The sequence below is a fragment of the Moraxella sp. CTOTU46711 genome, from assembly GCF_031975715.1.
Lineage (GTDB): Bacteria > Pseudomonadota > Gammaproteobacteria > Pseudomonadales > Moraxellaceae > Faucicola.
This window is the reverse complement of record NZ_DALYMP010000001.1, coordinates 544469-559979: the sequence shown is the minus strand read 5'-3', so window position 1 is coordinate 559979 and position 15511 is coordinate 544469. Positions and strand designations below refer to the sequence as shown.

The window sequence follows — 15511 nt, the reverse complement described above, 5'->3', positions numbered from 1 at the left end:
AGGCTTAAATATAAGAGCCTTTAATATAACTGTGTTTAATTCAACGATTGATTAGAGTAGGTAATGCCTTTAGCTTCATACACTTGGTAAGTCGCCTGCAGTAAATCATCAATATACGGATTGGATTGGTGTGCCAATATATTCATAAAAATCGGGGTTGTCGCATCTTCGTGGCGTAGACGATGATAATGAATTTGCTCGGTACGGACGGTTTTTAAACTATCAGGCACTAGGGTAACGCCTTCACCTGCCGCCACCAAGCCCAAAGCGATTTGGATATCGCGCACTTTGGTGGTCAAATGAGGTGACAACTGATGGCGGGCAAACAAATACATGAGTTGGTCGGTTTCGCCATTAAATAGCGGATTTTGCAGGATTGGCAAGGGCGTACGATGATACAAAATGAGCGTATCTTCTAGCAGATCTTTGAATGCGATACCGATATCATCGGGGCGTGATGCCAAGGGGTGCGCCATCGGCAGCGCCACCACAAAGCGTTCATGACGTAAAAATATCTGTTGCACAAAATTGTCACTGTGCCGAAATCTTCCAAATCCCACATCGATGTCCCCCGACTTTAGCGCTGACATTTGCTGCTCTGAATTGATTTCGACCAGCTTGATATCCAAATTTGGGTGTCGCTGTTTGACTGTAGAAATAATTTCAGGCAACAAACCGTACAGCACTGAGGCGACAAATCCAATCGTGAGATGATTGGTTCGATGCGGCTGGGCAAAGCGCTGAGTCAACTCACGGGCTTGCTCAAGTTGCAACAATATTGGCTCAATCTGTGCCAAAAAAAAATGCCCCGCCGCTGTTAAAGTCATTGGGCGGTGATAGCGATCCAGAAGCTCGACACCCAGCTCGCTTTCAAGTTGCTGGACATGGCGGCTTAGCGATGGCTGTGATATAGCCAAGGTTTTGGCAGCTTGGCTAAAACTACCTGCTTTTGCCACTACCACAAAATAAGTGAGTTGTGAAATATCCATATCAATACTCAATGATAATTACAGCGTTGTGTTATCGGGGTTAAAAGCTATTTATTGATTTATTAAGTTTGCTATCCCGCCAAAAATTTCAATGAATGTTACAAAAAATGTCAAATTTATGTCCACATTTCAAGATATTCTAACCAATATATTATAAAATTTGGGTAATACTATGCTAAAAATATTACGCTAAAAACCTTACGCTAAAAAAAGTTTAAACCTCTAGATTAAGTTGCTCATTATGGCCATCCGTCTACCCAAGCCAAAAAAAGCCCAGTCTTTACCCCCCATTGAACCCAGTTTCGATAATGTGCATCAAGTTGATGAAATGCAAGCTGATGAAATAATTGCAACTGAAGAGGGTACGTCTTTTGTCACGTTAACCGAGATACATGAAGGCTTTAATAATCGTCGGTTTTTTGATTGGCATGGTCGGGTTAGCCGTGTTCAGTTTTTAGCGTATTCCACCTTTAATGCGTTGATAGTATTAATGCTGGTCGCTTTACTATTTGTGATGATTGGTGGCTTTCAGGGCATGGTGAATGCTAGTAGTGAGCAGTTGCCGATAAGTTTGCTTGGCGCAAGTAGTGTGGGTGTGGTGGTTTTGTTTTATCTACAGCTTGCCGTTAGCAAACGGCGCTTCAATGACCTCAACAAAACAGGGTGGCTTGCGCTATTGATGCTAGTGCCTGGGGTAAATATCTTAGTTTACCTTTACTTGCTAGCAGTCGAAGGGACGGCAGGCGCCAATTATTATGGCTTACCTGCTAGACCTGCTACCCAGTTAAAAACGGTACTGATGGTATTGATTCCGCTGTTAGTCATGTCACTCATCGGTTTGTTAACCCAAGTTGTCGTGCCTAGCTATCACAGTTATCAAGCGATGAAAAATAGTAGAGACGCTCAAAACAATATCATTGTAACGGCAACAAATCCTATCCAATCGGCACAGGTATTGCCTGCAACTGCTTCAGCGGTTGCCGCCTCGACCACTCAACCAGAGAATTTAAGAACAGAAGCGGTGGTAATTACCGGTGAGCAATTAGGAAACGGCGTGGCTTCCACCCCGCAACCCCCTGCGCCAGCGAATGTCAATTCCGCTACAACCACCAATCAAGTGTCAGACACGCTTGCCAACACGCCAAGTAGGACTAATCAGATGCCTGAGGCGCCAACTGACGCTGCTAATCCCAATACCCTAAATCCTAATAGCTCAAATCCCAATAACCTAAATCAAGGTTCAAATGAGCGCGCGCAGACGGGCAGTAATCCAACAACGAATGCCCCTAATGGTCAAGGGGTGGTTTCTTATGAAGACTTTGTCAAAGCCTCTGAACAACAAATATTTATCGATAGAAGATAATTTGTTTACAGCTAAGGTTAAATAAATGGTTTAATCTTGGCCAAAGTATAAATTAACTGTCAGTGAGTTTAACTATCCGCGGTTTACAAACGGTTTCAAATCTGCACATTTGCTAATACAAGTTAGCTAAGTATAACAAAACCACAATCAAACCTATGATTAAATAACGCCGCGATATCCCTATAATGTTACCTATCAAGAAGGGGTATTTAACATGAAGATTAACAAAACACATGACAATATAAGGAGTGGCTTAGCATCTCAAAGTTTGGCGTCTCAGTTAGTTTTTACTGACGTGGCTGAGCATGATTATCGCCAAGCGACCGTCAAATCGGCATTACAGCATTCGCTTAGTTCTCAAACTTATTTGGCAAATTACTCATCTAATTTTTTTACCATAAAAGATGAGGACAATCACTTAACCAGAGATTTACGGTTTAAAGACATTTTTAAAAAGTCTGCAAAGTCACCAAGAAAATCAGCCATAGATGATTTGACGGATGATTTGACAACCGATAACAAAATCGATAATGAATCTTGGCGACATCATCGCAAATGGCTTAGTGTCGTATTTATGATTTGGTTTTTTTTAGCGGTCGGTTTATTGCTAAACGCTGCTTATTATTAACTAAAACTATTAGCTACAACAGTTTTTTAGATGAATCATTGCATTTCACCATGTAATGATTTTTTTTGGCTTAAATGAATGAAAAAAGTTTTATAATGAAGCAATTGTGATAAACCAACCAGTTAAGAGGAAATCGCTTGCTAGTCACTCAAACGGATGCTAATACGCCAAATATCGATTTAACACTCGATAATCAAACAAAAACTAAAAATAATACAATCATAGACTTGCTTGCGCTTGTCACCGATACCATGCCGCATTGGAAAGTGCATCGCTGTCAAGTGACGGATGGGGTTATTTCACAGCACCTGCCTATGAAATTTATTTACCATTATGAGTATTTATCCGACCTACTCAAACTGCAACATCCATTAAATGGTCAATTGTTAGCAAGCTTTGATAGATTGCTGACGCGAGAGCAATTTGCGCAAATGCTTGGCATTCATCCCAACCAAGTTGTCGATCCTTGGCAAATAAAGTTTGCTGGCAAATTGGTGGTGTTTTACCAACAACCTGATATTGCCTTGCGTTTGCATTGGGTGAATACTAGCAAAACATTTGAGCCTATCTACCTCTCATCGAAATTATCTAAAACAGAAGCTTTGCCCTATGCGATTGATAACGCTTTTACCAATTGGCAGATTACTGGGGTAGAAATTATTCAAAAAAATCCGCAGGTTGAGCTTGTGTATGACAGTGATGAAACCAATGGCACCCAATCCATTTTGCCTTCTACCCAATTTGTACCCGTGCCTACGCCGTTAGCCCATTGGATGATGGCATATTTTCAGTCGCATCCTGTCATTGCCAATGAATGGTTGGCGCTAATCAAATCAGAAGCACAATCTTATGCCCAAACACAGCAGTTTATTGCCGATCCATGACTTTTATAAGTATCTTTTTAGCCTTCGCTTTTAGTCATAGCAGCCATGCCATTATCAATACTAGCAAAGTCCCAAAATTTTTATACGATTAGCAAATGTTATTGGTTACAATATGCTTATGTTAATTCTAGTGCTCGACCTTATAATTGCACTAGTTTTTGGTTTTAATCGGGTATAGCTGGCAGGCTGTTGACAAGCTGGTATCAAAATATTTAGTGATTTATATTTAGTAATTTATATTTAGTAATTTGGATGGTTGGGGAAGCATAACTTTATGGAAGGCTCGATTGATCTCGTTAGTTTGGTGACGCATGCCAGTATTTTCGTCAAAATTATCATGGGCATTTTATTATTTGCTTCTTTGTTGTGTTGGGTCACTATTTTTCGTTTAAGTAGTCGCTTGGCAATTGCCACGCGCGCCGATAATTATTTTGAGCAAACCTTTTGGTCAGGGGTTGAATTGCCAACCTTATACAAAGGCGTTCAAGGTAACCCAGATAGAAGTGGACTTGAGCAAATCTTTTTTATTGGCTTTAGTGAGTTTTTAAAACTACTCAAAAACACCCAAGCCCGTAGTGAAATCATTGAAGGCGTCGAGCGCAAACTTCGCGTTGGCTTGGGTCGTCAACAACTCGAGCTTGAGCAAGGATTGCCATTACTAGCAAGTATTGCCTCGGTCTCGCCATATATCGGTCTGCTTGGCACGGTCTGGGGGATTATGACGGCTTTTATGGGCTTATCGACTTCTGCGCAAGCCACACTGGCTGCGGTTGCCCCTGGTATTGCCGAAGCCTTGATTGCCACGGCGCTAGGTTTGTTTGCTGCGATTCCAGCAGCACTGGCTTTCAACCATTTTACCGCAAAAAACGATAAAGTTTATCAAAGTCGTAGCCTATTCTGTGATGAGATGACAGGCATGTTGTTGCGACAAACTGTGGATACGGCTACCAATTTAACGACAGGGCTCAATTCACCTGCCATGATGCCTCCGCTCTCTCGCTAGATAAATGCTAAACGCTAAATGCTAAATGAATGTTAGATAAATTTTATTGAACAACTTGACACTATGAAAGCAAATCCTTACAGCCGTAGCCGTCCACAAAAACTCAATGCGGGTATGAATGTGGTGCCTTATATTGACGTTATGTTGGTGCTGCTTGTTATATTTATGGTGACCGCGCCCATGCTAACGACGGGAGTAGATATTGATTTGCCAAAAGCGCAAACCAAATCACTACAGCAAGGCACGCAGTTACCAGTGATTGTGTCACTAAAATCTGATGGGCAGCTATATTTAAGTACCCAAGACAAAACCGATGAGCCAATGAGCGAAGAGGCACTAATCGCGACTTTGAATAATTTACAATCTCAGCCTCAATACCAGTTCGATGGTAAGCCCAATGTCAATGTGATGATTAATGCCGATCAGAATAACCAATATGGGGATATTATCCAATTAATGGCAAACTTGCAGCAAGCGGGCATCCAAAAGGTTGGCTTGTTAACGGCACCGCCAAAAGCAGCCAGCAAGTAGCCTTTTAATCAAATGGCTTTTTAATGAAGTAGCTTTTTAATCAAGCAGCCTTCTAATACGATGACCTTTTAATTTTTGATTGAACATTTTTGGTAGAATAAGGAAATACTGAGACGATGTATGCTGAAGTGACCTCAGTCTATGTACCCGTCAAAACGCCTGATTACCCAGTATGGGCGATTGTGCTCAGTGCCATTGCCCATGCCTTGGTAGTTGGATTATTGTTTTTCTTTTATCATAACACCCCACCAGCGCCCATGGAAACATCGTTGATTACCCCTGAGCAGTTGTCGGCAATGGAAGGGCAAATCAAAGCCAACCAACAAAATGAGCTTGCGCAAAACCAAGCCACGGCTGGCGAGATGGCTGATGCGCCCACACCGTCTTTAAATTCCCAAACCCTATCAACTGTGCCAATGAACACGCCCCATTCGACCTCAACGAATCAAATTGAAACGGTCAAAGATAATTTGGCTGCCAAGCAAGCGCAATGGGAAAAAGAGCAGGCGCTATTTGCTGAAAAGCTAGACCGGGAAGTAGCAGCTGAAAGACAAGGCGTGATTGATGAATTAAACCAGCGCAACGAAACCCAGCAGCGAAATCTGCAAGATTATAAAATTGCCGAAAGCAATATTGATGAGGTAAAAAACGAAATACGCGCGAATAATGCCGCCTATAATAAAAATCTCAATGCCAGTAGCGAGCGGCAAAGTGACAATAATATAAAATCATTGGATTTGGGTAAAGATGGTCAATCTACAGGTGCAGCGCAATCGCAATCATCTGGCGGTCAAGGTTCTAGCAGACGTGGTGGTGCATCGGGTGGGAGCTCGGCAGGCTATGTCAGCCAAGTCATGGCGATGATTGATGCAAACTGGAATGTACCAACCAATAGTAATGGTAATTCATTAACGGCATCATTTAGCATTGCTGCGGACGGTACAATTAGTAACATCACTATTCGCGGCAGTAGTGATGCCGCTTTTAAAGCAAGCTTACAACAAGCAATCAACCAATCAAGTCCGCTGCCGCCCCCGCCAAATGGCGCAAGAAGCATGACTGGCAATTTTAAAGCTAAATAGTAAAACTAAGTAGTAAAGCTAAATAGTGTGGTAACGCTTAGTCTTGCGCAATCTTTTTTGGCGAGCAAAACAATGCTATTATTTGAAAATCAATTTTTTAATAATTATAAATGTTGCAGGCTAATTATGAACAAGACTTTTTTTAAAGCGGCAGTCATTGCTTTGGCTACCACTGCGATGGCACCTCTAGCAAACGCTGCCGACAATGTTGACTTTACTCTAGTCAAGCAGGCACCACGCTCTAACTTGCAAGTCGCCATCGTACCATTTGCTGGCGCGGAGAGTATCTCAGGGATTGTCACCAATGATTTGACCAATTTGGGGCAATTTATTTTAGACAACAATTTGCCAGAGCGGCCTCATAGCAGTAGTGAAGTCACTTTGCCTGTCTGGCAGCATAACGCCGTCCCTTATCTGGTGGTCGGCAATACGCGCAGCAATCGTGGCAATGTTGAAATCAATTTTGAAGTCATTAATGTGGCGACAGGCGAGGTGATGCAAGGTCTGCAAACCGTCACCACCAAAAATAACTCACAAAGTTTGCGTATGGCAGGGCATAAGGTTGCTGACCGTATCTATGAGATATTGACAGGCATCAAAGGCGATTTTTCTGGGCGTATTGCGTATGTGGTGGAAACAGGCAAGCCTAAAAACCGTGTCTCACGTTTGGTCATTTCTGATGTGGATGGGTTTAACCCAAAAGTGATTTATGAGTTTAACGGTACCATTAAAACCCTAAATACCTCTGCTGACAATCAAACCTTTACTTTCCAAGTTCAGCCCGACACGCTAGGCTATCCGCAGGTCATGTCTGCCAATATTGTCAGTGGGGCAGTCAGCAATTTGACGAATTTTAAAGCCATGAACTATGGCGCGTCCGTGAGTAAAGATGGTCGTGTGATATTTAGTAGTAGTTTTGAGAACGGCATACCGCAGATTTATTTGGCGCAAGGTGGCAATTCTCGTCGCTTGACCAATGACCCTGTGGGGGCTATTTATCCTAGTTGGGCGCCTGATGGGCAATCATTTGTCTATACTTCAGACAGAGCCGGTGGTAAAAAAGGCGGTAATAAAGGTCAAATTTATCTCTACAATCTGGCAACCGGTAGTGAGCAGCGGTTGACGGGCGGCGGACTGAGCAGCATGGGGCGCATCAGCAATGATGGTAAAAAAATGTCCTATTTGTCGGGTGCCAATCAAGGCGCAGTGATGGATCTGGGTTCGCGCTCGGTAACTGCTGTCAATAACGTTGGGTTAAGTGAAGCCCCAGGGGTCTCACCCAATGGACAACACTATATTTATTCCAATAAAAATGTCATTACCATTGTCTCTAATGGCAAATCCATCAGTATTAGCCCATCCCAAAATGGCGTACCCAATGGCTTGATTTATGGACCACTTTGGCTCAATCCAGACGCCAATGATGTTTTGCCTTAACCAAGCCACACATAACATGAAGCATGTTTATCAATTACCCCATTTATGGTGCGCCGCTGTTATGGCAATTGTCATGGCAATTAGCTTGGCGATGACAGGGTGTCAGACCATGCGCTCGCCATCAACAAACATATCTAGCACCACCCTGCAAAGTTCGTCCTCACTGCCCAAAGTCATAGCGACTGCGCCAACCAATTTGCCGCACATGGATGCTAGCCAGCTGTCAGGCAAGTTAATTTTTATTTATTTAACCGGATTTGGGGAAAATCGCCAAGCGCAGCTGATTGAGATCCAAATTGATGGCAGCGACCCAAAGACTTTGTATAAGGTCAATGGGACGATAATGAGCTTATCCGCTAGTCGCTTAGGCGACCGCCTGATTTTTACGGTTCAAGCAGGCAAAAGTTATCCTAAAGTCGTTATCCTTGATAGAGCGACTTTGCAAGTCACTGATGTTTCTGGGGTTTCTGGAGTGTCTGCCAAACGCACCCATAATTTTAGCGGGGCAATCTCCCCCGATGGACGCCAATTGTTATTAGCAAATAGCCAAATGGGCAATCCAGAGATTTTTTTGACTGATAGCAGCGGCAATATTAAACAACAACTGACTCATCAACCAGCGATTGATTTAGCCCCTGTATGGCTGCCAGATGGTCAATCCTTTATATTTACGTCAGATAAAGCCAAATTTTTACAACCGCAACTTTATCAATACTATTTTGCAAAACAACAATTTTTGCCTTTAAACTTGCCTGGTAAAACCAATGCCATCGCTCGGATTAGTCCCACAGGGCGTTTGATCACTTACGTCAGCGATAATAGCCAAGGCAGGCTCGCAGATATGGCAACTAAAAAAAGTATCGCTATCAATGATGAAGGATTGGCTGAACCTGCCAACTTTTCACCCGATGGCAACTATTTGTTGTATTCAGCGAAAAACCGTATAAAAATCATCCCAGTACCAACCTTTGAGCCATTGGCACCACAGCAGTCCCCTGTTAGCTGGACTATCGAGTTTGCCGATAGCAATCACCGACCATTTACCATTCGAGAACCGATTTGGGTAACACCCTAAAGTCAATAACAATCAATTGAAATTCTATACTACGACCCGATAAAAAAAGTAATAATCATTGATGGAAAATTATAATGAACCTAGAAAAACCAACAGACTCTCACACACCTGACCCAGTCAACCCACAATTTGGTAGTGGGGCGAATGGTTATCCATCAGCGTTACCGCAATACACGCAGCTTAGTCAAAACTTACCAGTGACCCAAAGCCAAATCAGTTATAACCACATTACTTATGCGTTGGCGCTGTTTAGTTATTTTACCGCGGGTTTGACTTGGATTATTCCGATTGTGATGAATTACTTAAAGCGCGATGAGGCTAGAAACACGTGGCTTTATAGTCACTTTGATTGGCAAATCAAAACGTTTTGGTACAGTATATTTTTTTGGGTGATTGGTTTTGTCATGGTGATTTTTGCGACTGGCGGGCTATTTTTTGGCGCCGCCGTTGATAGCAATCATACAATGGGTGGTAGCTTTATTGTCGGTGCTTTAGGTGGCTTGATAATCGTCGCCACAGTCTTATGGCATCTGTATCGCATTATTCGCGGTTGGATTGCGTTGTCAAATGGTCGAGCCGTGCCTTAGCCTTTGATTATAGGACATTAAAAGCTAGAACCTGCAATCTATAAGCTGAGTTAATAGTTGCTATAGTAGTTAATATAGCCGTTAAGGCAAAGAAAATTGCAGGTGTTTATTTGGCGTCAACACTGATATAATAGCTTTTCTGATTTTGACGAGATAGTCATCACGCAGCGCGTTAACGGGTGCTATCTCTCAAGCTAAATAGGTTAGTTCTGCTTGTATCAAGGGCAGAGTCAATTAGATTCACCCATGCAATGTGAGTGCTTATTCAACTATGTATGCCTTTCTTCGTCCGTTCTTATTTAACACCGATCCTGAAAAAGCCCACGAAATCACGTTATCGTTACTCGAAAAATCGCAAAAATTTGGGATGCTCGGGTTTTTGTACGGTAAACAAGAACTAACAACTGAATGTATGGGGTTAACCTTTACCAATCCAGTTGGTTTGGCAGCAGGGCTTGACAAAAACGGCGAATATATCGATGCGTTAGCGGCATTGGGGTTCGGCTACATCGAAATTGGTACGATTACCCCAAAACCACAGCCTGGCAATGACAAACCCCGTCTATTTCGTATTAAAGAAGCCCATGCCATTATCAATCGCATGGGATTTAATAATAAAGGTGTCGATTATCTCATTGAGCAAGTCAAGCGTGCAAAATATCAAGGCATTTTGGGTATTAACATTGGCAAAAATGCCAGCACACCGGTTGAAAATGCCCTAGATGACTATATTTATTGTCTAGAGCGCGTGTATCCTTACGCGTCTTATATTACGGTAAATATCTCCTCTCCTAATACCAAAAACCTGCGTGACCTGCAAAGTGGTGATGCGCTCACGGCGCTGCTTGATGGTATCAAATCACGGCACAGCCAACTGGCTAGCCAACATCAGTATTATGTACCATTGGTGCTGAAAGTTGCCCCAGATTTGGAAGAAGACCAAATTGATTATATTGCCAAAGAATTGGTGCGTTTTGATATTGATGGGCTGATTACTACCAATACTACCTTAAGCCGTAATGGGGTAGAAGATTACAAAACCAGTCAAGAAGCAGGCGGGCTATCAGGTCGACCACTCAGTCACCGTAGTACCCAAGTTCTTGAGCAGTTTGCCGAACGCTTACCAAACTCAGTTGCGCTTATCGGCGTAGGCGGCATTGACAATGGTCAACGTGCGGTTAAAAAGATTGAAGCAGGTGCGGATTTGATTCAGCTCTATAGTGGTTTGATTTATGAAGGACCTGAGCTTATTCAAACCTGTGTTGAAGCCATTGACGGTTATCGTCTAAGCCAACATTTACCGTCTACTTTGTAAATCCCATGATACGAGCTTGACCCGATGACTTTGTTAGATATGGTAGTGTTGTTTGTATTGTTTATCGGGTTGTGGCAAGGATTTAATAATGGCTTGATGCGCTCACTGGTGGGCATGTTTGGTTGGCTATTAGCACTGCTGCTAGCCAGTTATTTGGCAAAACCTTTAGCGCCGTTTTTTGTGTTATTCACTGGCTCAACTGGCCTTAGTATCATTGCGGCATTCTTGGCAATTGGCTTATTTGTCATCGTGGGACTGCAAATCGTATTATGGGTGATGAGTAAAACCTTGCAGGGGCTTAGGCTGAGCATCCTAGATAAATTGGCGGGCGCAGGGTTTGGCTTGGTCAAAAATTTGGTCATTGTGTTGATGCTGCTGAGTTTACTTGCGCCTTTTGTCAGTCAACGTGACTTTTGGCAGCAGTCTAAGTTTGCCAATGCGCTACGGCCACTGGCACCTTTTGCGACACAAATCACCCAACAGCTTGCTACCACGCTGGGTAAAACCGCTGCCGATAAAATGGAGCAAATGGGTCAATAGTATTGGTAAGTTTGACTGACGGCTAAAGTATTGTAATTGTCAGCCGGCAAAAAAGGTAGTTTCATTCAATTTTCATCAGGTCTTAGAGCCATCCGTGAAAAATCAAAGGGGTAAAATATGTGTGGAGTTGTCGGTATAGCCGCTCACAGTGAGGTTAATCAAATGCTATACGATGCGCTGACTATGCTGCAGCATCGCGGGCAAGACGCCGCGGGTATTGTGACATGTCAAGATGGCCGTCTGTTTTTGCGTAAAGAAAATGGCATGGTGCGCGATGTGTTTATGACACGTCACATGATGCGTCTTGTCGGTCATCAAGGCATCGGGCATGTACGCTACCCAACGGCTGGTACGTCTAGCAGTGCGGAAGCTCAGCCTTTTTATGTCAATTCGCCTTATGGTATTACCTTAGCGCATAATGGTAATTTGACTAACGCCGAAGAGATTGCCAAAGAACTGTTTATGGAAGATATGCGCCATATTAATACCGATTCTGATTCAGAAGTTTTGCTCAATGTGCTAGCGCATGAAATGCAAAAACTCGGTATCCAGCATCCAAGCCCCGATGATATTTTTGAAGCGATGACATCCGTCTACAAACGTATTGAAGGCGCGTATGCGGTGGTCGCTATGATTACGGGCTATGGTATTTTGGCATTTCGTGACCCCAATGGCATTCGTCCGCTGATTTTTGGTCAACGATTAGCGGAAAATGGCGGTTTTGAATATGTGGTGGCATCTGAGTCAGTTGCGTTAACTGCATTGGGTTTTGATATCGTTCGAGATGTGAAGCCCGGTGAAGCGATTTTTATTGATGAAAACAATAACTTCTTTAGTCGCCAATGTGTCGAAGCCAAAGAATTTAGACCTTGTATTTTTGAATATGTCTATTTTGCCCGTCCAGATTCGATTATTGATAATATTTCTGTCTATAAAGCCCGTATGCGTATGGGCGAGACTTTGGCGCAGAAAATCATCAAAGAATGGGGCGAAGATCACGGGATTGATGTGGTTATTCCTATTCCCGATACCTCACGTACTTCTGCGATGGAGCTTGCCCAGCATCTAGGTGTGAAATACCGTGAAGGCTTTATGAAAAACCGTTATATCGGTCGCACCTTTATTATGCCAGGTCAACAGCAGCGCAAAAAATCGGTACGTCAAAAATTAAGCGCGGTGCCTTTTGAATTTAGAAATAAAAACGTATTGTTGGTCGATGATTCAATTGTACGTGGCACGACTTGCCACGAGATTATCCAAATGGCACGTGATGCAGGCGCCAATAATGTGTATTTTGCCAGTGCGGCGCCACCCGTCAAATATCCCAATGTATATGGTATTGACATGCCAGCGCGCAATGAACTGATTGCCTCAGGTCATAGTGTGGAAGAAGTGTGTAAAATCATTGGCGCGGATCGTTTAATATTCCAAGATTTGGATGACTTGATTGAAGCGGTACAAGACAAACACAGCGATGCCAAAAAATTTGATTGCTCGGTATTTGATGGCAAATACATCGCCGGTGGTATTGATGAAGATTATTTGGATGAATTGCAGCGTAAACGCAGTGATAAAGCCAAACAGAAAAAATCTGGGATACAAGACGTGGCCGATACGCCTGTGGATATCGTCGGGGTGCAAACCGAGGTATAAGTTATCCTGCATAAAAAAAGCCCAAGTTGGGCTTTTTTTATGGCTATTGAAAACCTATCAGATTTAATACCCATAAAAACCCATTAAGGCTAGCAATCCCTACTAGCATACTTAGCAGTAATTGCTTTTTCCAATGATAGCTGAGCAACACCACTATCAGCGCTAATATCTCTGCCACAAGTAATGGCGATAAGCCCAGACTCATACTTATAGGCTTAGGCTGCTGCCAATGCAAGGAAGTTAAAATCAACAGCGTCATCACGGATAATGGCAATGCTTTATTCACCGCGAGCAACAAGGGCGCATCCAATAAACGCTTTGGCAAAATTATCGGGGTCAAGCGGGTGAGTAAAGTCACCAAAGCCATGGCAAAAGTAGCGGCGACTAAATAAAAGTTATCAGGTGGTGAGTTCATAATATTCTAACGATTAATGGATAAATTTTTTGGCGGTTGAGCTGTCAGATAGTTTGAACTGTCAGAGAGCTTGCTCATGAGCAGATTTATTGCCCATAAAAAAGTGGATGATAATGAGTCCCAAACTCACGCAGATCGCTGATAGTAGCAACCAATCGGATATAAAATAAAACGCCGCTGTGAACGCAATGATGGCGATGAATATGGGATAGTAAGCCTTGACTGCTTTAAACTGCTCGTAGGCTAAAATAGCAAATAAGCACACTAACGCAAAATCCAAATGGGGCACCCAATCATTGAGCCCTGCACCCAGCAAAATGCCCAATATGGTACCGATAACCCAATAACACTGATTGAGCAAACTCACCGGTAGTATCAGCCTTTGGCGTTCATTTTCAGGAAGGGTGGTTAATAGGGAAAAAGTTTCATCGGTTAATGCAAACAAGCAATAAAATCGACTGATAGGATTGGTTGGTAATTGTTTTAACAAAGGAATGGCATAAAAAGCGTGGCGCAAATTTATGGCTAAGGTATTGCTGGCGATGGTTGAAATTCCAACCCCGCCCGCTAACAGCGTAATAGAAGCATATTGCGCCGCACCCGCGTATAACACCATACTAGATAAAATCGCCGCCCATATAGGAAGTTTTGCTGCCACAAACAACACGCCAAAGGCAATCCCTGCAGGGATATAGCCCATTGCCACAGGAAAACTTACTTTAAACGCCTGTTGCCATAACCCATTTTTCATTAATTCATTTGTCATCATTGCTATTCTTGTTTAGATTCTAGCCATAAAAATACCCTAGCAAGTAGGGTATTTTTGCCGCTCAAATCATTTATTGATTATCTAATACTTTGTTGTCATAGATAGGCGCATTACGGTCTTCAAAAACCACTTCGTCCTCAACAAATTCTGGTTTGACTTCGACAATAAAGTCTTTGCGCGACATACCGAGCCACAGTGGAATCGCACTGGCGATATACACCGATGAGAAAGTACCTAAAATCAAGCCAATGAGCAATGCTACAGAGAACCAATGTAAGCTTTCACCGCCAAGCAGCAGCATCGCGACCACCACCAGCAGCACCGTTGAAATGGTCATAATAGTACGACGTAGCGTTTCAGTGAGCGATAAATTGACAATTTGCGTTGGGCTAGCACCACGGACACGGCGAAAATTCTCACGGATACGGTCAAAGACGACGATGGTATCGTTAATCGAATAACCAATCAGTGATAACACCGCGGCAAGCACGGTCAAATCAAACGGCCATCCGAAAAATGCGAAAATACCCACGGTGATAATACTATCATGGAATAACGCCAACACCGCGCCTAAGGCTAATTTGGCTTGGAAACGCACCATCACATAAATAAACATACACAGTAATGCCAGTGCCGTTGCCCCCAAGGAGCTGACATAAATCTCATTACCTACCTGACTGCCAACCACGTCAATGTTCTTGATGGTGGCATTATTGTTGGGTAAATCTAACGCAGTATCGAGAGAGTTGGATAACCCTTCGATTTGTTTTTGCGGGGGCAGGCGTACCAAAATTTCTTTGTTACTGCCCAAATATTGCACCACACTGTCATTGATTTTATGGCTCGCTAAGGCTGACTGAACTTGGGCTTGTTGTACCGGTTGCTCATAAACAACCGTGGCTGACACACCGCCTGTAAAGTCTAAGCCTAAATTTAAACCCTTGGTTAAAATAGCGACTAAGGCAAGAACCGTTAAAATGGCGGATAATATGGCAAAAGGTTTAGCTACCTTTAAAAAATCAATAATACGCCGACCCGCAAAGAGTTTTTCACCGCCAAAATCCTCTGCCGAAAATTCAGACGTGGCAGGGTTAGCCACCGCTGACCCAGCGTTTTGGGTTGCATTATCGGTGGGAGTAGCGGGCTGCTTGACCAAATTTTTATTCACCCCTTTACCATTACGGCGCGGCGTTTTGCGGTGCTGTGTATTTGATGCCATTTCATCACTACGACGTACGCC

General features: G+C 43.1%; 16 protein-coding genes. 12 read left to right on the top strand and 4 right to left on the bottom strand.

The genetic code is table 11. The features are described from left to right. Positions 1 to 35 precede the first annotated feature (35 nt). Positions 36 to 989: a LysR family transcriptional regulator gene (locus tag RTJ53_RS02415; RefSeq protein WP_312275682.1), complete on the bottom strand. Its 954-nt coding sequence runs from the start codon at positions 987 to 989 to the stop codon at positions 36 to 38. A gap of 241 nt (positions 990 to 1230) precedes the next feature. Here RTJ53_RS02415 and RTJ53_RS02410 point away from each other — a divergent pair, with 241 nt between their 5' ends. The 12 genes from RTJ53_RS02410 to purF all read left to right on the top strand — a co-directional run bounded on the left by RTJ53_RS02410 (position 1231) and on the right by purF (position 13087). Then, positions 1231 to 2352, top strand: coding sequence for a DUF805 domain-containing protein (locus tag RTJ53_RS02410; protein WP_312275681.1), 1122 nt, complete (start codon positions 1231 to 1233; stop codon positions 2350 to 2352). Positions 2353 to 2620: 268 nt separating this feature from the next. Continuing rightward, the gene (locus RTJ53_RS02405) at positions 2621 to 2980 is read left to right on the top strand and encodes a hypothetical protein (RefSeq protein WP_312275680.1); all 360 of its coding nucleotides are present in this window, start codon (positions 2621 to 2623) and stop codon (positions 2978 to 2980) included. 137 nt (positions 2981 to 3117) lie between these two features. Beyond that, positions 3118 to 3864: a hypothetical protein gene (locus tag RTJ53_RS02400; RefSeq protein WP_312275679.1), complete on the top strand. Its 747-nt coding sequence runs from the start codon at positions 3118 to 3120 to the stop codon at positions 3862 to 3864. A 274-nt stretch (positions 3865 to 4138) separates the two neighbouring features. Further along, positions 4139 to 4867 (top strand): protein TolQ, encoded by a 729-nt coding sequence (gene tolQ / locus RTJ53_RS02395; protein ID WP_312275678.1) that lies wholly within the window; start codon positions 4139 to 4141, stop codon positions 4865 to 4867. Positions 4868 to 4930: 63 nt separating this feature from the next. After that, positions 4931 to 5398 (top strand): protein TolR, encoded by a 468-nt coding sequence (tolR, locus tag RTJ53_RS02390; RefSeq protein ID WP_076776109.1) that lies wholly within the window; start codon positions 4931 to 4933, stop codon positions 5396 to 5398. A gap of 116 nt (positions 5399 to 5514) precedes the next feature. Further along, positions 5515 to 6480: a cell envelope integrity protein TolA gene (gene tolA, locus RTJ53_RS02385; RefSeq protein ID WP_312275677.1), complete on the top strand. Its 966-nt coding sequence runs from the start codon at positions 5515 to 5517 to the stop codon at positions 6478 to 6480. A 126-nt stretch (positions 6481 to 6606) separates the two neighbouring features. Beyond that, positions 6607 to 7917, top strand: coding sequence for a TolB periplasmic receptor (locus RTJ53_RS02380; protein WP_312275676.1), 1311 nt, complete (start codon positions 6607 to 6609; stop codon positions 7915 to 7917). Positions 7918 to 7933: 16 nt separating this feature from the next. Continuing rightward, positions 7934 to 8992, top strand: coding sequence for a hypothetical protein (locus RTJ53_RS02375; RefSeq protein ID WP_312275675.1), 1059 nt, complete (start codon positions 7934 to 7936; stop codon positions 8990 to 8992). Positions 8993 to 9066: 74 nt separating this feature from the next. Continuing rightward, a complete protein-coding gene (locus RTJ53_RS02370; protein ID WP_312275674.1) occupies positions 9067 to 9579 on the top strand; it encodes a DUF4870 family protein in 513 nt (170 codons plus the stop codon). Positions 9580 to 9850: 271 nt separating this feature from the next. Then, entirely contained in the window at positions 9851 to 10894 is a 1044-nt protein-coding gene (locus RTJ53_RS02365; RefSeq protein ID WP_312275916.1) for a quinone-dependent dihydroorotate dehydrogenase, read from the top strand. A 24-nt stretch (positions 10895 to 10918) separates the two neighbouring features. Beyond that, on the top strand, positions 10919 to 11434 hold the full coding sequence (locus RTJ53_RS02360; RefSeq protein WP_312275673.1) for a CvpA family protein: 516 nt from the start codon (positions 10919 to 10921) through the stop codon (positions 11432 to 11434). A 117-nt stretch (positions 11435 to 11551) separates the two neighbouring features. Continuing rightward, a complete protein-coding gene (gene purF / locus RTJ53_RS02355; protein ID WP_159770135.1) occupies positions 11552 to 13087 on the top strand; it encodes an amidophosphoribosyltransferase in 1536 nt (511 codons plus the stop codon). A gap of 43 nt (positions 13088 to 13130) precedes the next feature. Here purF and RTJ53_RS02350 read toward each other — a convergent pair whose 3' ends face one another. From RTJ53_RS02350 to secF, 3 genes are all read right to left on the bottom strand, one after another. Beyond that, positions 13131 to 13502, bottom strand: coding sequence for an AzlD domain-containing protein (locus tag RTJ53_RS02350; protein WP_312275672.1), 372 nt, complete (start codon positions 13500 to 13502; stop codon positions 13131 to 13133). A 61-nt stretch (positions 13503 to 13563) separates the two neighbouring features. After that, entirely contained in the window at positions 13564 to 14271 is a 708-nt protein-coding gene (locus RTJ53_RS02345; protein WP_312275671.1) for an AzlC family ABC transporter permease, read from the bottom strand. Between the two features lie 70 nt (positions 14272 to 14341). Further along, positions 14342 to 15490, bottom strand: a complete 1149-nt coding sequence (gene secF / locus RTJ53_RS02340; RefSeq protein WP_312275915.1) for a protein translocase subunit SecF — start codon at positions 15488 to 15490, stop codon at positions 14342 to 14344. Between the last annotated feature and the right edge of the window lie 21 nt (positions 15491 to 15511).